Below are 21,218 nucleotides of genomic sequence, written 5' to 3'. Positions count from 1 at the left end.
CTGTTTAAAGGCACAATCTATTGTCTAGGATGCTTATACTACCACTTTTAATGCAGTTGAAAAATAATACGCTATGATATGATTGCAATATTATCTGAGCTAGATAGCAGATACCAATTTTTAGTGAGCTAAATGAGAAAAAAAACAACACAAAATAAAGTAACTAGCAAATCCAGCGATGGCTTTATTAGAGTGATCAGTGGCCAATTTAGAGGCCGAAAGCTGCCCGTTAAAGACGTACAAGGGCTGCGCCCAACAACCGATCGTATAAAAGAAACAGTGTTTAATTGGTTAATGCAAGATACCCGAGAGGCAAATGTGCTCGACTGTTTTGCTGGTTCTGGCGGTTTAGGTTTTGAGGCACTGTCGCGATTTGCTAAAAGCGCTACTTTTGTTGAACTTGACGCTGCCGCAGCAAAGCAAATTGAGCTAAACATTAGCACTTTAAAGCTGCAAAACGCACACGTAAAACATACCAATACACTGGCATTTTTAGAGCAAATTAATAGTAATGAGCCATTTAATCTAGTTTTTGTTGACCCGCCATTTCGTAAAAACTTGGCACAATCGAGCGCTGATTTACTAGAAAACAATCAATGGCTAAGCAGTGACGCTTTAATTTACATTGAGGTAGAAAGCGAGTTAAGCACCTTTACTGCACCAATCAACTGGTTGTTAATTAAAGAAAAAAAGGCTGGGCAAGTTTTTTGTCGTTTGTATCAACGCCAAGTAAATTAACACTGTTTTAGATGCCAGCTTTCTGTTAATATTATCCTTTACATGTGGTGTTGCTTCGGATTACAATACCGCACCATTTTTGAACCACTTGATCAATGTTTGATCAACTTGAGCAACGCTCATAATTTAGGTAGGTGAATTTTTAATGCCAGTAATTAAAGTAAGAGAGAACGAACCGTTTGACGTAGCACTTCGTCGCTTCAAGCGTTCATGTGAAAAAGCAGGAATCCTTTCAGAAGTTCGTCGTCGCGAGCACTATGAAAAACCAACAGCTGAGCGTAAGCGTAAAAAAGCTGCTGCAGTAAAACGTCACATGAAAAAACTTTCTCGTGATAACGCACGTCGCGTTAAATTATACTAATATATTAGGTCTTGTATAAATGAGCCTTTTAATAACGCTAAAAGATGCGCAAAAAGATGCGATGAGAGCCAAAGACAAATTACGTCTTAACCCTATTCGCATGGTACTTGCTGAAGTCATGAAACGTGAAAAAGACGAGCAAATAACACTAGACGACGCAGGTATTACCTCCGTTATAGTGAAGCTTGTTAAACAACGTCGTGACTCTTACACTCAGTACAAAGATGCTGGGCGTGATGATTTAGCTGATATTGAAGCCAATGAAATAGTAGCACTTGAAACTTTCTTACCTCAAAAATTGAGCGAAGAAGAAATAATTGCTCTCATTGATGCGGCTATTGCTGACACTAACGCAGCAGGTATGCAAGACATGGGTAAAGTAATGGGTATAATCAAAAGCAAAGCTGAAGGTCGCGCCGATATGGGCAAAATCTCTGGTTTAATTAAGCAACGATTAACAGCCTAGTACTCCCACATACATTAAGTATGATTGAAGTAAACCGAGCCTAGAGCTCGGTTTCTTTGTTTTTGTATCCGATTTGTGTTCAAATCTACAAACGTGCTATTTGCACCCGCCCTATTTAATAGCAATTAATATATGCGTATAAAATCGTTTGATTTTATTTGTAGGGTTATAAACTTAATCTCGCTTTCATTGTTATTCTAATTATCTCAGGACGTTATTTTACTAATGGCTGGAAAGATCCCACGTAATTTTATAGATGACTTGCTTGCCAGAACCGATATTGTCGACCTGATAGACTCAAAAGTAGGTCTTAAAAAAGCCGGTAAAGACTACCAAGCTTGCTGCCCTTTTCATAACGAAAAATCGCCTTCGTTCACCGTCTCCCAAGATAAACAGTTTTATCACTGCTTTGGCTGTGGCGTTAACGGTAATGCTATTTCGTTTGTTATGGAATACGAAAAACTTGAGTTTGTTGATGCTATTGAAGAGCTTGCAAGTTTACTTAATTTAGAAGTTCCCCGTGAGCAAGGTAGCGGCTCGGCACCTGAGCGTACTGCAGCGCAAAAACGCTCTGATTACGATTTAATGCTCCATACTGCAAGGTTTTATCAACACCAGTTAAAGCACCATAGTAATTCTGCCGCTGTTATTGAATACGTTAAAGGCCGGGGCTTAAGCGGCGAAATAGTTAAAAAGTTCATGATAGGTTATGCACCAAGTGAATGGGATGGTTTGTGCCTACAACTTGGCCGTAACAAAGAACAAAAAGAGCAATTGGTAGAGCTAAAACTCGCCTCAGAAAAAACACCTGGCAGACAGTTTGACTTTTTTCGCGATCGATTAATGTTCCCTATTCGCGATAAACGTGGCCGCGTAGTTGCCTTTGGTGGGCGCGTAATGCAAGCCGATCAAGGCCCTAAATATTTAAACTCGCCAGAGACACGTATTTTTCATAAAGGCTTTGAACTCTATGGTTTATATGAAGCTAAACAAGCACACAAAAAGCTCGACCATGTACTGATTGTTGAAGGCTATATGGATGTGGTGGCGCTGGCAGAGCAAGGTATTGAATATGCCGTTGCAGCACTTGGGACAGCAACAACCAGTGAGCATATGCACACTCTATTTAGAACAACAGATAAAGTAATTTGTTGTTACGATGGTGACCGTGCAGGGCGTGATGCAGCTTGGCGTGCGCTCGAAAACGCACTGCCTTATTTAAATGATGGTAAAGCATTAAACTTTGTATTTTTACCCGACGGCGAAGACCCCGACTCCTTAGTACAAGCCGAAGGTAAAGATAAGTTTGAACAACGCTTAAATGCAGCCGATGATTTCACTAAAGTGTTATTCAATAAGCTCAGCCTAGAAATAGATTTAACGCTTGATTCGGGTAAAGCCAAGTTACTTAGTGCCGCATTACCATTAATTGAAAAAATTCCTAGTGAGTTTTATCAAGAAAATATTCTTGAGCAGCTCGGGCGATTAATTGGCCGTACTCGTGAGCAACTCAATAATCGCTTAAAAACACCTAAGCAACAGCATTCAATTGAGCGAAAATTTAAAATAACCCCCATGCGCCAAGCAATCGGTATTTTAATTCAACATCCGCAAATGGCTAAAAGCGTGCCCTATTTGCCCGATTTAGCACAAATGAATATTGCCGGCATTGGTTTGCTACTGCGCTTACAACATCAAGCGTTGCAAAAAGAAGATGTTACCACGGCGCAGTTGCTCGAGTTCTTTAGAGGCACTGACGATTATGACCCGCTAACTAAGCTGGCAACGTGGCAACATCAAATAAATGAAGAGCGTTTAGAGACTGTTTTTCAAAATACTTTTAAATTTATTGAAGATCAGTGTTTAAATTATCGACTAGAGACCCTATTAATAAAGGATAAGACGCAAGGTCTAAATAGCGATGAAAGACTTGAATGTCATTTGTTAATGACAGCGTTAAAAGCGACTAACAGCTAGTCAAATTTGATTTAAACTGTTATACTACGCTATTCACTGCGTCACATTATTCTAGTTTAGCTTTAAGGCAAACTACATGATGGCGCCTGTTGTATCAACTTATCAGAGTGGAAGAAAAAATCTCTATGGATCCAACTCCTCAGTCACAATTAAAACTTCTGATTCTAAAAGGTAAAGAGCAAGGCTACTTAACTTTTGCAGAAGTAAATGATCACCTTCCACAAGATATTATAGACTCAGATCAAGTAGAAGATATCATTAGCATGATTAATGACATGGGTATCAAGGTTAGCGAAAACGCGCCAGATGCCGATGAACTAATGATGCAAGAAACAACGACAGACGAAGACGCAGCTGAAGCTGCCGCTGCAGCCCTTGCGACCGTAGAAAAAGAGATCGGCCGCACAACGGATCCGGTACGCATGTACATGCGTGAAATGGGTACTGTTGAACTTCTGACCCGTGAAGGCGAAATTGTAATCGCTAAGCGTATTGAAGAAGGCATTAACCAAGTACAAATTTCGGTTGCTGAATACCCTGAAGCAATTACTTACCTACTCGAGCAGTGGGATAAGTTTGAAGCAGAAGAAATGCGCCTTAGCGATATTATCGTTGGCTTTATTGATCCTAATGAAGACACAGCGCCAATTTCGGCAACTAATATTGGTTCAGAATTAAGTGCAAAACAACTTAATGACGACGATAAAGACGATGACGACAGCGACGAAGATGATGAAGACGAAGAAGAAGTAGACACAGGACCAGATCCTGAAGAAGCACGTGTTCATTTTGAAAATTTACGTGATTTATATAATAAAGCACGTGAAACGTTTGAAGCTAAAGGTCGCTCGCACCCAGATTCTCTTGCCGCTATATTTGAAATTGGTGAGTTATTCAAAACCTTTAAATTAATACCTAAGCAATTTGATCGCATGGTTAATAACATGCGTGAAATGATGGACAGAGTTCGCGTTCAAGAACGTCTCATCATGAAACAAGCAGTACAAATTGCTAAGTTACCAAAGAAAACGTTTGTTAAGCACTTTGCTAATAACGAAACGGATGCTACTTGGGTTGATTTAGAAATTGCAGCTAACGAAAAGTACTCGGCAAAACTTGAAGAAGTTAAGCCTGAGATCATTCGTAGTCTGAATAAATTACGTGTTATTGAAAGTAGCACTGGCTTAAATATTGAGCGTATAAAAGACATAAACCGTCGTATGAGTATTGGTGAAGCTAAAGCTCGCCGTGCGAAAAAAGAGATGGTTGAAGCTAACTTACGTTTGGTAATTTCAATTGCTAAAAAATATACAAACCGTGGTTTACAGTTCTTGGATTTAATTCAAGAAGGTAATATTGGTTTGATGAAAGCCGTTGATAAGTTTGAATATCGCCGTGGTTATAAGTTTTCGACTTATGCTACGTGGTGGATACGCCAAGCAATTACGCGCTCTATTGCTGACCAAGCAAGAACGATCCGTATTCCGGTACATATGATTGAAACGATTAATAAACTTAACCGTATTTCACGTCAAATGTTACAAGAAATGGGCCGTGAGCCAAATCCAGAAGAATTAGCTGAACGCATGATGATGCCTGAAGACAAAGTTCGTAAGGTACTTAAAATTGCTAAAGAGCCAATTTCGATGGAAACACCGATTGGTGATGATGAAGATTCGCATTTAGGTGACTTTATCGAAGATACAACCATTGATTCGCCAATTGATTCGGCAACTATGGAGTCGCTTCGTGGCGCAACTAACGACGTACTTGCTGGCCTAACAGCCCGTGAAGCTAAAGTACTGCGTATGCGTTTTGGTATTGATATGAATACCGACCACACCTTAGAAGAAGTAGGTAAGCAGTTTGACGTAACACGTGAACGTATTCGTCAAATAGAAGCAAAGGCGCTGCGTAAATTACGTCACCCTTCTCGCTCTGATTTACTGAAAAGCTTTTTAGACGCTAAATAATAAGCGGCTAATACATATTAAAACTAAAAAGGCCGCTCTTGCGGCCTTTTTTCTATTTACCCCCTTTATCTGGAAATAAACATGGCTTGGATCCAAATTCGTATTAACGCCAACGCTAATAATGCTGATTTAATTAGTGATCTACTAGTTGAAGCTGGTAGTGCATCGGTTACTTTTATTGACGCCAAAGACACGCCTATCTATGAGCCTAAAATAGGCACTGTGCAATTTTGGGCCGATACTACGGTAATAGGCTTATTTGATGCTAATCACGATATGGATAGCGTTGTAGCGCTGTTAAACGCAGATAAATCAGTTGCGCAAAATCTAACATATAAAATAGAACAACTTGAAGACAAAGATTGGGAACGTGAGTGGATGGATAACTTTCACCCAATCCAGTTTGGCAAAAGACTTTGGATTTGCCCAAGCTGGCGCGATATTCCTGATCCAGATGCAGTAAACGTATTACTCGACCCAGGCCTTGCATTTGGTACCGGCACTCACGCGACTACCGCATTGTGTTTAAAATGGCTAGAAAGCCAAGACTTAACCGGTAAAACCGTGGTTGATTTTGGTTGTGGCTCGGGCATTTTGGGCATTGCTGCTATTAAACTTGGCGCAGAGCGCATGATTGGTATAGATATAGACCCGCAAGCACTAGAAGCGAGCTTAGATAATGCTAACCGTAATGGTGTTGCCGACAAATTAGAAGTATACCTGCCAGAAAACCAACCTGAATTTAGTGCCGATATAGTCGTTGCTAATATTTTAGCGCAACCGTTACGTGAACTACATAGTGTTATTTTAGGGTTATTAAAACCCGGTGGCAAAATAGCTATGTCGGGAATTTTAACCGAGCAAGCGCAATCGGTTGCCGATGTTTATGCCCCCTTTATTGAGCTGGACGACATTGCTATTGAAGGTGATTGGACCCGTGTAAGTGGCACTAAAAAAGCATAAGCACTGCCCAACGCTATTTAGAGCTTTTACTTAAAACAAGCATCTGAAGCCTGTATTTAACAGGCTTTACCATTTATTTACAAAATAAAATTTATCTCTATTTTATACTAAAAATAAAAGCTGCTTAAATTTCAAACAAATAAACCGCTTTGTCATACGGTTATCAAATGTCAATACGAAAAGGGCAAAAAAAAGTTACTTTTGTTCAATTTATAGCCTTTGATTTTTGCTAAAAAAACCGTAAACTTAGCGCCCCTTGAAAAGAGGCCTATTGAATATAGTGCGTATCGGTAAATACCAACTTGAGAATAACGTAATTGTCGCGCCTATGGCCGGTATTACAGATAGACCATTTAGACAACTTTGTCGCCGCTTAGGTGCGGGGCTTGCTGTGTCTGAAATGTTATCATCGAATCCTGATGTTTGGAAAACCGAAAAATCGATGAACCGTATGGATCACAGCGGTGAGTCGGGAATACGCGCGGTGCAAATTGCAGGAGCTGATCCTGAACTTATGGCACAGGCCGCACAATTCAATGTTGCTAATGGTGCACAAATCATAGATATCAATATGGGGTGCCCAGCAAAAAAAGTGAACAAGAAACTCGCTGGCTCTGCTTTATTACAGTTTCCTGAACTTGTGGAAGAGATTATTGATGCAGTCGTTAATGCTGTTGATATACCTGTAACACTTAAAATCCGTACTGGATGGGATCTGGATAACCGTAATGGTGTAGAGATTGCGAGAATAGCTGAACGTTATGGCATAGCGTCACTTGCCGTACATGGGCGCACACGCGCATGTATGTACAAGGGTGAAGCTGAGTACGCCACGATTAGGGACATTAAACGTTCGGTGTCGATTCCTGTGGTTGCAAACGGTGATATTACATCACCAGAAAAAGCAAAGCAGGTATTAGATTATACGGGTGCAGATGCCATTATGATTGGCCGAGCCGCCCAAGGTCGCCCTTGGATATTTAGGGAGATAGACCACTATTTGCGAACCGGAGAGCATTTACAGCCACCTGCTATTGCAGAGGTGCGCAGTATTTTAATGGAGCATTTAACTAATCTCCATACGTTTTACGGTGAGCCAATGGGAGCGCGAATTGCTCGTAAGCATGTATCTTGGTATTTGCAAACCCATGACCGTGATGGTCAGTTTAGGCGAGTATTTAATACGATCGACAACCCACTTACACAAGTTGACGTATTAGAGCAATACTTTAAAACACTAGCAGCTAACTAAGAAAGAAAGAGATTAAATAATGTTCGAACAAAACGTGACTTCTCCATTTATCACTAACCCTCATGTTCAGGCACACGAGAAACCGCAGCCATTACGTGACGCAGTAAAGAAAGCTGTTCACCACTATTTAAAGCAGCTTAACGGTCAAGATGTGCAAGACGTTTACGACCTTGTTCTTTCAGAGCTAGAAGCGCCATTACTGGAAGAAGTAATGACGTATACACGTGGTAACCAAACACGTGCAGCAATTTTACTAGGTATCAACCGTGGTACTTTACGTAAAAAGCTTAAAAAATACGGCATGAACTAATACTTTTTGTATTGACTGGTAAGCATGCTTACTAAGCCAATACATAGGGTATAAATTAATAGCTATTTATGGCCGTTAATTTATATAAAAGCACCTTAGGGTGCTTTTTTTATGCCTGCTATTTAACCTGATTTCCAGCTAGTAAACCTATCTTTAGCAGCTATTTTCAACGCACTGAGTTAGTTATTTAATAAGCTAAAATGCTCATGTTTTAGTTGGTTGGTGTCACTAAGCGTTAGTATTATTCATGTAGATTGGCGTTACCTTTTAAGCATAATTTAGGTTAAGTACTCAATTATGCTAGTAATAAATGCATAACATAAGGTTTAACCTTAGTTAATCCATAAGGAGCTGCATTATTGCTACAAGTGCTAATTGCAAAATGCTCACCCTTAATAAGTCGTTTTTTGAGTTGTTATCAGTTAAAATGCCCGCTTCTAAGCTAGCTCATAAACTGAGGAAATCAAACTACAATGGATACACATCGTCCCATTCGTCGCGCACTATTAAGTGTGTCTGATAAAACCGGTATAGTTGAATTTGCCCGCGCATTAGAAGCGCAAGGTGTTGATATTTTATCAACTGGCGGTACCTGTAAACTACTTGCTGATAACGGCATAAAAGTCACTGAAGTATCAGATCACACAGGTCACCCAGAAATCATGGATGGCCGCGTAAAAACACTTCATCCAAAAATTCACGGCGGCATTTTAGCGCGTCGCGGACAAGATGAAAGCGTAATGGCAGAAAACAATATTTCTGCTATCGACATTGTTGTAGTTAACTTATACCCCTTTGCGAATACTGTCGCTCAAGAAAACTGCAGCCTTGAAGATGCTATTGAAAACATAGATATTGGCGGCCCGACTATGGTTCGCGCAGCGGCTAAAAATCATAAAGACGTTACTATTGTGGTAAACGCCAGCGACTACGACCGCGTGATCAGCGAAATGCAAAGCAATAAGGGTTCTACTACCTATAAAACCCGTTTTGACCTTGCTATAGCAGCCTACGAGCACACCGCTCAGTACGATGGCATGATTGCTAATTACTTCGGTAAAATGGTTCCTGATTACACAGAGGAAGCCGCCGAAGATACTAAGTTCCCACGCACTATCAATATGCAGTTCACTAAAAAGCAAGATATGCGCTACGGCGAAAACTCGCATCAAGACGCGGCTTTCTATGTTGAAAACGATATTGTTGAAGCTTCAGTAGCAACAGCAACTCAGCTGCAAGGTAAAGCGTTATCTTTCAACAACATTGCTGATACCGATGCTGCGCTTGAGTGTGTTAAAGAATTTGACGTACCAGCCTGTGTAATCGTAAAACATGCAAACCCATGTGGCGTGTCTATCGGTAGCAATATTCTTGAAGCATATGAACGTGCTTTTAAAACCGACCCTACGTCGGCATTTGGTGGCATTATTGCCTTTAACCAAGAGTTAGATGCAGCAACCGCGGAAGCAATTGTTGAGCGTCAATTTGTGGAAGTAATTATTGCTCCTAGCGTATCTGACGCTGCAGCCAAAATTGTTTCGGCTAAACAAAACGTACGTTTATTAGTATGTGGACAGTGGACAGGTAAAGCCGCAGGCCAAGATATTAAACGCGTTAATGGCGGTATTTTAGTGCAAGACCGCGACTTAGGCATGGTAACGCAAGGCGATTTAAAAGTTGTATCTAAGCGTCAACCTACTGAGCAAGAGCTTAAAGACTTATTATTTTGCTGGAAAGTAGCTAAATTTGTTAAATCTAACGCCATTGTATATGCCCGTGACGGTATGACAATCGGTGTAGGCGCGGGCCAAATGAGCCGCGTTTACTCGGCTAAAATTGCCGGTATTAAAGCAGCAGATGAAAACCTTGAAGTTAAAGGTTCAGTTATGGCATCGGATGCATTCTTCCCATTTCGTGATGGTATTGACGCAGCTGCAGCCGCTGGCATAACGGCAGTAATTCAGCCAGGTGGCTCAATGCGTGATGCAGAAGTGATTGCCGCAGCAGACGAAGCTGGCATGGCAATGGTACTTACTGGTATGCGCCACTTCCGCCACTAATCACTTATAGAGCTAAACACTGAAGTTTGAGTTTAGCTCTGTTTGTTTGCAATCAATTAACGTATTCTGATTGTTCATTAAACTAACAGTGAAGAATAAAATGATGAAATTTGCTTTAAAATCTATACTTGTCGCCACTATTGCGCTTAGCTCTGCAGCAAGCTTGGCTCATAACCACAGTGAAAACTCATTAGTTGCTAATGCACTTAATTATGAGCAGCGCGCTGCTAAAAACAGTGAGCGTGACAAGTTTCGTCATCCAGCACAAACGCTGGCATTTTTTGGCTTAAAGCCGAATATGAGCGTGGTAGAAATATCGCCCGGTGGTGGTTGGTACAGCGAAATTTTAGCGCCTGTACTCAAAGATAATGGCAAATTTTACGCCGCGCATTTTCCAAAAGATGCGACTGGCTTTTATCAGCGTTCTCGCTCTGAGTTTGAACAAAAAGTAACGCAAGACCCACGTTTTAGTAAAGTAATAGTAACTGAGTTTGCTCCTGTTACTCACACCGAACTTGCCCCTGCAAATAGCGCCGATATGGTACTTACCTTTAGAAATGTGCATAACTGGTATATGGGTAAAAATAAAGACGGCGCACTTAGTGCGTTTAAATCTTTTTATACCGCGCTCAAACCAGGTGGCACCTTAGGTGTAGTGGAGCATAGATTGCCTGAAGCACGCGCCGATGACGATCAAAAAAGCAGTGGTTACATGAAGCAAAGCTACGTAATTGAAATAGCTAAACAAGCTGGGTTTGAATTAGTTGCTAGTAGTGAAATAAATGCTAACCCAAAAGATACAGCCGATCACCCTAAAGGGGTATGGACGCTACCACCAAGCTTACGTTTAGGCGAGCAAGATGCCGATAAATATAAAGCTATTGGTGAGAGTGACCGCATGACGCTGAAATTTAAAAAACCGCTTTAAATAGGAATTTTTCGCCATGAATGTTTTAGTCATTGGCAGCGGCGGCCGCGAACACGCTCTTGCGTTTAAAGCCGCTCAAAACACCAAAGTAAACACAGTATTTGTAGCCCCTGGTAATGCGGGCACAGCACTTGAGCCAAAACTTGAGAACGTTGCAATAAATGTTGACGACTTAGACGGTTTACTTCAGTTTGCACAACAAAATAATGTTGAGCTTACTATTGTAGGCCCTGAGATCCCGTTAGTATTAGGTGTGGTTGATAAGTTTCGTGAACACGGCCTAGCTATATTTGGCCCAACAGCGGGCGCAGCTCAGCTTGAAGGCTCAAAGTCGTTTACTAAAGACTTTTTAGCGCGTCACAATATCCCTAGTGGCGATTACCAAACCTTTGAACAGGTTGCCCCTGCCCTTGCTTATTTAAAAGAAAAAGGCGCGCCAATTGTAATCAAAGCAGATGGTTTAGCCGCAGGTAAAGGCGTTATTGTTGCGATGACTGAAGCCGAGGCTGAAGATGCTATTCGTGACATGCTTGCGGGTAATGCTTTTGGTGATGCTGGTAGCCGCGTAGTTATCGAAGAGTTTTTAGAAGGTGAAGAAGCGTCTTTCATTGTGATGGTAGATGGCAAAAACGTATTACCATTTGCCACTAGCCAAGATCATAAACGCGCTTACAATGGCGATGCTGGCCCTAACACTGGCGGTATGGGTGCTTATTCACCTGCGCCAGTAGTTACCGATGAAATTCATCAGCGTATTATGAACGAAGTGATTTACCCAACGGTAGAGGGCATGGCGAGCGAGGGTCATCCGTACACAGGCTTTTTATACGCTGGCTTAATGATAGATACCGATGGCACGCCAAAAGTAATTGAGTATAACTGTCGTTTTGGCGACCCGGAAACTCAACCTATGATGCTACGTTTGCAATCAGACTTAGTCGAGTTAATTGAAGCGGCTAATCGTGTTGAACTGGATAAAACCACCATTGAGTTTGATCCACGTGCAGCCGTTGGTGTAGTACTGGCCGCTAAAGGCTATCCTGGTGATTATCCTAAAGGCGATGTTATATCGGGTTTACAGGTTGACTACCCTGCTGGCGAAAAAGTATTTCATGCTGGTACTAAACAAAACGGTAATGACGTAGTAACTGCGGGCGGACGTGTATTATGTGCCACCGCACTGGGTAATACCGTAACCGAAGCGCAGCAACGCGCTTACGAGCTAATAAAGCAACTCAGCTGGGATGGCATGGAATATCGTACTGATATTGCATATCGTGCTATTGCGAGAGAGCAAAATAGTTAAATATAACCTATTGGTTAATATTACTATTAAATGTAAACATCAAAAGCGCAGCTTGTCTGCGCTTTTTTAGTGCTACACTATTTGAAAGGATCAAAAAAAGCACAGCATAATTTGGAATTTAAAACGTTACGTTATCATGCGCTAGCCGCAGCAATACTTATATTAATATTTTTTATCAACTTTTGCCGTAATACACCGCTCCTTTAGGTCGGTGATATAAGGCAATAGTCGCGAAGCGACTAAGTGGGTTGTTCCTTTTTAATCATACTGTATATAATAACAGTATGGTTATTCGCAAAGCTTATAAATTTCGTTTAAAAACAACACCCGATATTAACGCTAAAATGGTGCAATATGCGGGAAATTGTCGATTCTTGTGGAATAAAGCCTTAGCGATTAACTTATTTAAGTTACAGAATAAACAAAAAATTTGCTACTACCAAGAGTTGGATTTCTTTTCCAAACTTTGGAAAAAAAAGCGAGGAGTATGGCTTTTTAACACTATCGCCCGCACAAACTATCCAACAAACATTAAAACAGCTTGAACGCGCCTTTAAAGATGCATTCGATAAAAACCAACCACTCAAACGGATGCCTACTTTTAAGAAAAAAGGAGAGGTGAATAGCTTTAGTTTTCCTCAAGGCTTTAAAATCGACAAGAATGGGAAACGTATTTTTTTACCTAAAATCGGTTGGGTTAATGTTAGAAAAAGCCAAGCTATTTTAGGAAAAGCTAAAAACGTCACTGTTTCACAAAAAGGAAAGCACTGGTTTGTTTCAATCCAAGTTGAACAAGAAGTAGCACCACCTAAGCACCCATCAAACGCCATGATTGGGGGAGATTTAGGCGTGAAACACCTAATTACCCTTTCTGATGGCAGTTTTGTGGAGCCGATAGATACCAGTAAACAGACAATCAGGATCAAACGATTACAGAAGCAACTTGCTAGAAAAGTGAAATTTTCAAGTAACTGGAAAAAATTAAAAGCAAAGATCACAACATTTCATACGAAAGTTGCCAATATTCGTCATGACAAATTACATAAGATCTCAACACAGTTGAGCAAAAGCCACGCAATCATCGTGCTAGAAGATCTTAAAATTAGAAATATGACGAAAAACAGCAAAGGCAACAGTGAGCAGCATGGAAAAATGGTGAAACAAAAATCTGGCTTAAACCGCGTCATTCTCAATCAAGGATGGGGAATGTTTAAAGAAATGCTGAAATATAAGCAGGATTGGCTCGGCGGTCAGGTTATTTTTGTTGATCCGAAACATACCAGTCAAACGTGTCCGGCGTGTGGTCATCAATCAAAAGATAACCGATTAACGCAGTCTAAGTTTGAATGTGCGAAGTGCGGTTATCAAGATAATGCGGATCATGTTGGCGCATTAAATATTTTAGCGCGAGGTCATCGCGTTCTAGCCTGTGGAGAGATTGACATTAGTCAGCTTGTTGAAGCAGGAACTTGCCTTATGAGTGATCACAAGGCCCCGATGGTTTTAAACTAATCGGAATCCCCCTCCTTTCCTGAACTTGTTCAGGCGCTTGGCGAGGTGGTGGAGGATGTCAACAATTACTATTGAAGGGGTAGAAACGCAAGAGGTTCACGACTTACTTAAAGGTATGAACGCCGATCACGCACAAGGATACCTTTACGCCAAACCACTCGCGTATGACGATTATTTACAGTACTTAAACAGCCAATATAATTTAAAAATGTTAGACTCCCCTTTTTAACATCTTTAGGGGCCAAGTAAAGATGCAAGGCACATTGCGTAAATTAAAATCGAGCTTAACCGAGCCGGTACAATATCACTTACCTGTGGGTGAGCACTTAGTCGACTTAAATGCATTTATAGGCAAAGAGCTAACGCTTACTTTTAGCGGCACAATTTTATGCTCTAGCTGCGGTAAAAAAACCAAAAAAAGCTATTCTCAAGGCCATTGCTTTGTATGCATGCGCAAACTTGCTAGTTGCGATATGTGTATTATGAAGCCAGAAACCTGCCATTACGATCAAGGTACTTGCCGCGAGCCAGAGTGGGGAGAAGAAAATTGCATGATCCCGCATTACGTCTACCTCGCTAATACCTCAGGACTAAAAGTGGGTATTACTCGCCACACGCAAATACCAACTCGCTGGGTTGATCAAGGCGCTACCCAAGCATTGCCTATTTTTAAAGTGCAAACACGGTTGCAATCAGGCTTAGTAGAAGTGGCATTGGCTGAATTTATTGCTGATAAAACTAATTGGCGCAATATGCTAAAAGGCCAAAACGAAGCGCTAGATTTAAAAGCTGCAGCCGCTGAGCTTATTCCACAAATTAGTGCAAAGCTAAATGAGCTAAGCGAGCTATTTGGCGCAACAGCTATTGAACAGCTAGATGAAGACGTAGTTGATTTAAACTTTCCGGTAAGCGAATACCCAACCAAAATCAGCTCGTTTAACTTTGATAAAGACCCGGTAGTAAGCGGTATTTTACAAGGCATTAAAGGTCAGTATTTAATTTTTGAAAAAGGCGTTATTAACATTCGAAAATTCACCTCTTACGAAGTAACCGTAGGCTAAGTGCCGGTTGGTTGAGTGCTCGCAGATAAGCAGTTCAACCGATAAAAATCAAACCATTGCCGCTGCGTTAACGGGTGGCAATAGTAATACCCCTGTATAACATTACACCCTAAGCTAATAAGGTAGTTTTTTTGAGCTAGCTGCTCAACTCCCTCTGCCACTACCATTAAGTTTAAATTGCTTGCCAGTGCAATAAGCGCTGCAACTATTTGGCTATTGCCGTATTCATCAGGGACTTTAGCAATAAAGCTCGCGTCTATTTTTAATGTATCAAAAGGCAGTTTCGTTAAATAACTCAATGCCGAGTACCCGGTACCAAAGTCGTCTAATGCTATATGCACGCCCAGCTTTTTTAGTTGCTGCAACTGCGTTTTAGCCTGTGTAAATGAGCCAATAAAGCTGCTTTCTGTCAGTTCTATTTCAAGTAAACTACCGGGTAAATTATAATGTTTAAGCATAGTGCTAATATTGTTTGCCAGCTTGCCTTGGCTTAAATGACATGCCGATATATTAATTGCTAAGCGCCCAGCCACCAGTCCTTCTTTTTGCCATAGCGTTAGTACTTTACCCGCCTGATTAATAACCCATAAATCTAACCGCACTATCAACCCTAGCTCTTCAGCAAGCGGAATAAATTGCGCGGGCGATATCATTCCCAAATCGGGGTCGTGCCAACGCAATAATGCCTCAACGCCCATAATCTGTTCACTTTTAAGGCATTGTTTTGGCTGAAAATACAATTCAAATTCGTTATTATCTAACGCATGCTGAAAACGACTCATCATGGCTAGGCGCTCTAGCGAGCGAGCATTCATAGAAGGTTTAAATAATTGAAACGAATTACGCCCCACATCTTTTGAGCGATACATAGCAATATCGGCATGCTTTAGCAGTGTTTCGCTGTCTAGGCCATCATCAGGGTAAACAGCCGCGCCAATCGAAGCTGTTACACCTACTTCAACATGGTCTAATTGAAACGGAGAGTTTAAGTTATTTAGTATTTTGTCAGCTAAACTAGCTACTGCATCAATCTTATTTATTTCGCACAGCACTACAAATTCATCTCCCCCTAAACGCGCTAAGGTATCGCCTTCGTTTAAAGTAGCCTCGATACGCGCAGCAACCAGAGTTAATAAACAATCCCCTGCGCTATGGCCTAAACTATCGTTTACTTCTTTAAAGCGATCTAGATCGATAAACATCACCGCCAATAAATGCTGGTCGCGGTGAGCTGCAGCCAAAGCCATTTTGAGCCTGTCGTTAAACAAACGTCTATTTGGTAGGCCCGTTAATTCATCAAAATAAGCCAACTGCACAATTTTATCTTCAGCATTTTTTCGCTCGGTAATATCACTAAAAATTGCCGCATAAATAGCATCTGAATTATTTGGCTCTTTAATTTCAATTATAGTTAACCACTCTATATAAATATCGCCATTTTTTTTACGATTACAAATTTCTCCCTGCCACACGCCCGTTTTGTTGATTGCATCCCACATTTTTATATAAAAGCTTTTATCATGCCGCCCAGAGCTCAATATACTTGGGCACTTACCTATAACTTCATGTTCTTTATAGCCGGTCAATTGGGTAAATGCTGGGTTTACTTGAATAATAGTGCTGTTGCTATGGGTGATCATTATGCCGTCGAGTGATGAATCTATTATTTTATTGGCTAAATATAGGTTTCGCTGCGAGTGCTGTAGGGCTAAATCTCGTTGCACTAATACTTTTTCTAGCTCAGAACAATACGCACTTTCAATTTCATGTATTAAATGTTCGAGTGACAACACGCCTTTAATTTCATCTTTGTCGCTCACCACTAAATGCCGTACTTGGCTATCTAACATTAATTTGTAAGCATCAAACAGGCTATCTTGTGGGGTTATTTTATAAAGCGGCCGACTTGCTAAATCCCAGCACACACTCTGCTCGCTCTGGCGTGTGATCAGTTGTAATAAATCGCGCTGCGTAATAATGCCATGTTCTTTTTGCTGTTGATTAAAAACTAAAATAACTTTTTCGCTGCGTTCACGCATTAGTTTTACCGCTTCATTTACCGCTAATGAGCTAGGTACAATTGTTATGTTTTTAGTGTACTGGTCGTTAATAGTGCGAAACTGTAAGTAATGATCAAGCCCTTGATTGCGCACAATATCTGTAATGCTAATTACCCCACACGGTACGTTGTTGTTATCGGTAACGAGTAAATGCCTTACACCATGCTGATGAAAAGTTAGTGCGGTATCACTTAAAGGCTGCTGGCTAGGGACACTTAAAACCGGGCTCGTCATCACATCTTTAATGCTAGTGCTTGTAACTGCAGGATTGGTAAAGTCGAGTTTTAAACAGTCAGTTTCTGTCCAAACACCTAATATGCGTTGTTGCTGCGCAATAAATATTGCACTGATATTATGTGCCCGCATTAGTTTAACCGCATCAATTAATGGCGTATGCTTGCTACAGGTTATTACCTTATTAGTAAAAATATCACCTACTTTTTGAAAACGGCTACTGTGTGGCATTATTCTACTCCCTAAATTTGCACTAATAAGCGAGTATAAATCGAGCAAATATTCCCCCTTTGATGTAGGACAATAAATAAGCATGTCGTATCCAAAAATTATTATTTATAACAATGAAATTGAGTTAGCTGAGCAGCCTGATGAAGTAGATGATTTTGTATATGCGATGGATGAGCTGCAAAAAAGCAGAATTATTATTTTAGATAGTAAGTATAGTTATACAACATTAAGTGGCGAGCCAAAAACAGCCATTAGTGCCATTGAATTAGCAGATTTAGTGAAAGATTATTTGCTAAAAGAAGGTCAGTGTTGCCTAAGTAAAATTAAGCAGCTAACACCTGAGCAAGCATTTGCGTTACTCATAATCGACTAACGCTTTAACATGTGCAATTGCACTGCGACCCAATGCAGAAAGCGCATACCCCCCTTCTAAATACGACACTATACCGCGGCAATTATGCTGCTCGCTAAAGCGGGCTAATTGCTCGGTTAGCCAGCGGTAATCTTCCTCTACAAACTTTAAACTGGCCATATCATCTTCAAGGTGAGCATCAAATCCTGCGCTAATAAATAACATGTCAGGCTTAAAAGCATTTAGTTTAGGCAGCCATTGCTGCTCAAATACCGCTTTTAAATCGTTACCGTCGCTGGCAATTGGCAAAGGTGAATTAACTAACGTGGTGTTATTTTCAACCACTGTATTGGGATAAAATGGATGCTGAAATAAAGAGCAAAACAAGACGTTTTTATCATCTATAAATATATCTTGAGTGCCATTACCATGATGTACATCAAAATCAACAATAGCAATGCGCTTAACCCCTTTGCTTTGTGCATATTTAACCGCAATAGCAAGGTTGTTAAATACACAAAAACCGGATGAGGTAGTGCGATTTGCATGATGCCCCGGCGGGCGCACCGAGCAAAATGCAGCATCAAGGTTGCCCTCTAGTATTTCATCTACCGCTAAAATACCGGCTCCTACTGCACGCTCAATTGCTTTTAATGAATCGGGACATAACCAAGTATCACCGTCTAAATCGACAAGCCCTTGGGTAGGTATTTTACTTTCAACAGAGCTAACTAATGATTCGTCATGCGCAAGTAAGTAATGCTCTCGTTGCGCTTTAGGCGCTTGCTTTTGCTCAATAGCAATATCTAACCCGCTTGCTAGTAAGCGATCGTTAATGGCATCTAACCGCTCTGGGCACTCTGGGTGATCATCAATCATTTTATGTTTACGACAATGAGGGTGAGAAATAATTGCGGTACGCATAAATGCTCCTAACTGTATCATTAAACATAATATAACAAAGCCACCCGTGGGTGGCTTTGCGACTTTGGTGTATACCCTTTACGCTAGATATAGCAAATTAGGGATAGCAAAAACAGTTATTTTGCTGTTAATTTTAAATTTCTAAAGTCAAAACTAAAGTCGGTTACTTGCGTTGAAACTGCACGCATTTTAGCGTTACTCACTCTATTTTCTGTATTCATATTAAAATTAATAAACGCATCAGCCTCAAGTAGCTTTTCATCCCACTTAACAATAAAAGTATTGCCAGTGTAATGCTCAAGTGAGCCTTTTAAGCCCTTGGTATGCGTAAAATCAATATGTAATTTGCCATCAAGCTGCTCAATAATTACATCGCCGTACCAATTATCGTGCAATGTACCAGTGTAATTAATATTAGGTAGTTGCGGTTGATAATCAGCTGGCGCTGCAGGCTTTGCGTTAGCGTATGCTTTCTCTTTGCTTTCAAAATGCTTTTTAGCTAAGTCTTCAACCCAATCTTTATCTTCAAGCTCAAGCGCATCTTCAAGCACTTCGTGAGTTACTGCCGCTAGCGCACCAAATGCTTGCTGATTACTTAAAATAACAATACCGAGTTTTTTCTCAGGCAGTAATGTAACCTGCGACACCATGCCTAAAATACCGCCACCGTGACCAAGCTTTTTAAAGCCGTGGTAGTCCTCAATACTCCAGCCTAGCCCGTAACCTCTAAACTGCTGATGATACGCCTCAAACGCGCTTTTAGACGCCATAGCCGTTATATGTGGATGCCACATTTGCGCTTGTTGTTTTTCGCTAAATAACTGCTCGCCATTTGGCATTGTGCCACCAGCAAGTTGCGTACGTAGCCATTGGCTCATATCGCTGGCACTTGAGGCTATTGCCCCAGCGCCTCTAAAATCTTCTAGGTAGTTAACAAAAAATGGATGGAGTTGGTTATCCATCGGAATATGCCCCGTTGCCCAGTTTTTATTGCTACTTGGAATGCGCGAAAACCCCGCTCGCGAGTGAGTCATATTTAGCGGCTGTAACATGTTTTTTTCGATGTAATCGTTCCAACTCATCCCAGATACGCGTGCTACCACTTCCCCTGCGGTAACAAACATTAAGTTGTTATACGCATATTGGCTGCGAAAGCTGCTGGCCGGTTTTAAGTATTTTAAGCCTGCTAAAATATCATCAACCGACTTGTCGGTACTTGGCCAAATCATTAAGTCGCCTTGCCCAAGCCCCAACCCACTGCGATGACTCAGCAGATCGCGAATACGCATTTCGCGGGTTACGTATGCGTCATATAGTTGAAATTCTGGCAGGTGATCAATCACTTTATCGTCCCAGCTCAACTTGCCTTCATCAACCAACTTAGCCAGCGCCGCACTGGTAAATGCTTTGGTGTTAGATGCAATGCCAAACAAGGTGTCTTTATTAACCTTATTACCGGTGTTTATATGGGTTACACCAAAACCTTTAGCAAATATCACTTTGTCGTTTTCAACAATAGCAACTGCCATTCCTGGCACATCAAAACGTGCCATGGAGGTTTTAATTACCTGCTCTATTTTATTGGTATCTACCTGTGCCCAGGTACTAAACGTAGCCCCTGCTAATAAAGCAATTGTGGCAAACTTAATTAACTTCATTGTTATCCTTTTTTATTATGATTATTTTTGATGTACTGCAAATTCAATTTCAGCACGCTCTAGGTTACTGTCGCTTTTTTGCGCGCGGTTTAATATTGCATCACTGTATGCTTTTGGAACGCCAGCTTCAAGCGCGCCGCGATGAACGTGTTTAATATACCAGTCGTAGGGTAGCGCTTCACTGTCATGGGTATTGGCAATATAGCAATGAGCGTTAACGTCTTCGCCGCTTAAAAGCTTTACGGTTATATTTACGCAGTCGTAACCTGCACCTTCTATACCATCTAAAATGACTTTTTCGGCATCACTTATTTGATAAACAACCCCATAAACTAACGCATCCTCTGCATCACTTGGGCTAATACTGCACTTACCTGAGCCATCTTTAAAATACATATCAAAGGTTAGCTCATAACCTTGTAATACGGCTGTACCAATGCGCTTAGCATTAGGCAAGCGCGCCAGTAAACGGTGAGACGACATGTTAGAGCCAAACGAAAAATTATAAAGCGACATACCTACTCCTAAAATTAAATAATGTAACTTGGTTTTAAATTACAACACGAATAGCCAAAGCTATTAAAATAAAAAACAAGGTGGCTTTAGGGTTTAATGCATTGGTTAAAAAGCCGCGCCGAAAGGCAAACCAAACGGGCTCTGCTGGCACCGTTTTGTTGGCAATATTATCATTTAGATTTGCCCCCGGTTTGGCTGCTCGCAGTGCTTGCACTCCCAAATAAGCTAAATAGGCACCGGCCAAGTATTTAAGCCCCTTGACATCCTCCCCCACCTCGCTTCGCGCCCGACAAGTCGGGAAAGGAGGGGGATTCCTGTTTCATAGCGTATCGCTTT

Annotated in this window: 19 protein-coding genes and 1 pseudogene; 15 read left to right on the top strand and 5 right to left on the bottom strand. The window is 41.1% G+C overall.

What is annotated here, in order from left to right; all coding sequences use genetic code 11:
- Positions 1-132: 132 nt before the first annotated feature.
- The 14 genes from rsmD (at position 133) to HC000_RS14150 (ending at position 14,907) form a co-directional block, all read left to right on the top strand.
- Positions 133-738, top strand: a complete 606-nt coding sequence (rsmD, locus tag HC000_RS14215) for a 16S rRNA (guanine(966)-N(2))-methyltransferase RsmD (protein WP_011327064.1) — start codon at positions 133-135, stop codon at positions 736-738.
- 145 nt (positions 739-883) lie between these two features.
- Positions 884-1,099, top strand: a complete 216-nt coding sequence (gene rpsU, locus HC000_RS14210; RefSeq protein WP_002957797.1) for a 30S ribosomal protein S21 — start codon at positions 884-886, stop codon at positions 1,097-1,099.
- A gap of 19 nt (positions 1,100-1,118) precedes the next feature.
- Complete coding sequence (locus tag HC000_RS14205; protein ID WP_041454325.1) at positions 1,119-1,565, top strand: GatB/YqeY domain-containing protein; 447 nt, start codon at positions 1,119-1,121, stop codon at positions 1,563-1,565.
- A 225-nt stretch (positions 1,566-1,790) separates the two neighbouring features.
- Complete coding sequence (dnaG, locus tag HC000_RS14200) at positions 1,791-3,542, top strand: DNA primase (protein ID WP_011327062.1); 1,752 nt, start codon at positions 1,791-1,793, stop codon at positions 3,540-3,542.
- A gap of 125 nt (positions 3,543-3,667) precedes the next feature.
- Positions 3,668-5,515, top strand: a complete 1,848-nt coding sequence (gene rpoD / locus HC000_RS14195; protein WP_011327061.1) for an RNA polymerase sigma factor RpoD — start codon at positions 3,668-3,670, stop codon at positions 5,513-5,515.
- Positions 5,516-5,596: 81 nt separating this feature from the next.
- On the top strand, positions 5,597-6,478 hold the full coding sequence (gene prmA / locus HC000_RS14190) for a 50S ribosomal protein L11 methyltransferase (RefSeq protein WP_179807991.1): 882 nt from the start codon (positions 5,597-5,599) through the stop codon (positions 6,476-6,478).
- A 280-nt stretch (positions 6,479-6,758) separates the two neighbouring features.
- Positions 6,759-7,730: a tRNA dihydrouridine synthase DusB gene (gene dusB / locus HC000_RS14185; RefSeq protein ID WP_172459251.1), complete on the top strand. Its 972-nt coding sequence runs from the start codon at positions 6,759-6,761 to the stop codon at positions 7,728-7,730.
- 19 nt (positions 7,731-7,749) lie between these two features.
- Complete coding sequence (gene fis, locus HC000_RS14180) at positions 7,750-8,040, top strand: DNA-binding transcriptional regulator Fis (RefSeq protein ID WP_011327058.1); 291 nt, start codon at positions 7,750-7,752, stop codon at positions 8,038-8,040.
- A gap of 473 nt (positions 8,041-8,513) precedes the next feature.
- Positions 8,514-10,100, top strand: coding sequence for a bifunctional phosphoribosylaminoimidazolecarboxamide formyltransferase/IMP cyclohydrolase (gene purH / locus HC000_RS14175; protein WP_086996647.1), 1,587 nt, complete (start codon positions 8,514-8,516; stop codon positions 10,098-10,100).
- Positions 10,101-10,203: 103 nt separating this feature from the next.
- Entirely contained in the window at positions 10,204-11,028 is an 825-nt protein-coding gene (locus HC000_RS14170; RefSeq protein WP_089367656.1) for a class I SAM-dependent methyltransferase, read from the top strand.
- 16 nt (positions 11,029-11,044) lie between these two features.
- A complete protein-coding gene (gene purD, locus HC000_RS14165; RefSeq protein WP_011327055.1) occupies positions 11,045-12,334 on the top strand; it encodes a phosphoribosylamine--glycine ligase in 1,290 nt (429 codons plus the stop codon).
- 417 nt (positions 12,335-12,751) lie between these two features.
- A complete protein-coding gene (locus tag HC000_RS14160) occupies positions 12,752-13,846 on the top strand; it encodes a transposase (RefSeq protein ID WP_331460883.1) in 1,095 nt (364 codons plus the stop codon).
- 55 nt (positions 13,847-13,901) lie between these two features.
- Entirely contained in the window at positions 13,902-14,075 is a 174-nt protein-coding gene (locus HC000_RS14155; protein WP_162010629.1) for a hypothetical protein, read from the top strand.
- 22 nt (positions 14,076-14,097) lie between these two features.
- Positions 14,098-14,907, top strand: a complete 810-nt coding sequence (locus tag HC000_RS14150) for a DUF2797 domain-containing protein (protein ID WP_179807990.1) — start codon at positions 14,098-14,100, stop codon at positions 14,905-14,907.
- Here the strand turns inward: HC000_RS14150 and HC000_RS14145 are convergent.
- Positions 14,904-17,432, bottom strand: coding sequence for an EAL domain-containing protein (locus tag HC000_RS14145; RefSeq protein WP_179807989.1), 2,529 nt, complete (start codon positions 17,430-17,432; stop codon positions 14,904-14,906). The two genes, HC000_RS14150 and HC000_RS14145, sit on opposite strands and share 4 nt — an antisense overlap.
- Positions 17,433-17,514: 82 nt before the next feature.
- On the opposite strand from HC000_RS14145, the gene HC000_RS14140 reads away from it, so the two are divergent.
- The gene (locus HC000_RS14140; RefSeq protein WP_011327050.1) at positions 17,515-17,805 is read left to right on the top strand and encodes a DUF4144 family protein; all 291 of its coding nucleotides are present in this window, start codon (positions 17,515-17,517) and stop codon (positions 17,803-17,805) included.
- On the opposite strand, the gene HC000_RS14135 is transcribed toward HC000_RS14140, so the two are convergent.
- The 4 genes and pseudogenes from HC000_RS14135 to HC000_RS14120 form a co-directional block, all read right to left on the bottom strand.
- Complete coding sequence (locus HC000_RS14135) at positions 17,788-18,708, bottom strand: histone deacetylase family protein (RefSeq protein ID WP_086995899.1); 921 nt, start codon at positions 18,706-18,708, stop codon at positions 17,788-17,790. The genes HC000_RS14140 and HC000_RS14135 overlap by 18 nt on opposite strands.
- Positions 18,709-18,824: 116 nt before the next feature.
- Positions 18,825-20,366, bottom strand: a complete 1,542-nt coding sequence (locus HC000_RS14130) for a serine hydrolase (protein ID WP_179807988.1) — start codon at positions 20,364-20,366, stop codon at positions 18,825-18,827.
- 21 nt (positions 20,367-20,387) lie between these two features.
- Positions 20,388-20,882, bottom strand: coding sequence for a gamma-glutamylcyclotransferase family protein (locus HC000_RS14125; RefSeq protein ID WP_011327047.1), 495 nt, complete (start codon positions 20,880-20,882; stop codon positions 20,388-20,390).
- A 67-nt stretch (positions 20,883-20,949) separates the two neighbouring features.
- Positions 20,950-21,135: pseudogene (locus HC000_RS14120) on the bottom strand (LysE family transporter); the annotation flags it as partial.
- Between the last annotated feature and the right edge of the window lie 83 nt (positions 21,136-21,218).

The organism is Pseudoalteromonas sp. MIP2626, from assembly GCF_013414205.1.
In the GTDB taxonomy this organism is placed as follows: domain Bacteria; phylum Pseudomonadota; class Gammaproteobacteria; order Enterobacterales; family Alteromonadaceae; genus Pseudoalteromonas; species Pseudoalteromonas nigrifaciens.
This window is presented reverse-complemented; position numbering and strand designations above follow the sequence as displayed.